This window comes from Cobetia sp. SIMBA_158, from assembly GCF_046566945.1.
Taxonomy (GTDB): domain Bacteria; phylum Pseudomonadota; class Gammaproteobacteria; order Pseudomonadales; family Halomonadaceae; genus Cobetia; species Cobetia amphilecti.
In genome coordinates this window covers 1-267 of the sequence record NZ_JAWJYL010000454.1, presented here as the reverse complement: position 1 = coordinate 267, position 267 = coordinate 1, and the positions used below count along the sequence as shown (strand labels likewise).

Here is a 267-nt window from a genome sequence, read left to right as displayed (position 1 = left end):
AGAGCGAACTGGAAATTACCGCCCAGGATAATCTGCTGGTGGTGAAAGGTGCTCATGCCGACGAACAAAAAGAGCGCACCTATCTGTACCAGGGCATCGCTGAACGCAACTTTGAACGCAAATTCCAGTTAGCTGAGAACATTCATGTTCGTGGTGCTAACCTGGTAAATGGTTTGCTGTATATCGATCTCGAACGCGTGATTCCGGAAGCGAAAAAACCGCGCCGTATCGAAATCAACTAATTCCCTAAGGCCGCCTGGCGCGGCC

1 protein-coding gene is annotated in these 267 nt (G+C 50.6%); it reads left to right on the top strand.

Annotation, left to right across the window (positions count from 1 at the left end):
- Positions 1-242 (top strand): Hsp20 family protein (locus tag R2R70_RS20650; RefSeq protein WP_410978998.1); only part of this gene is annotated, 242 nt, incomplete at its 5' end.
- Between the last annotated feature and the right edge of the window lie 25 nt (positions 243-267).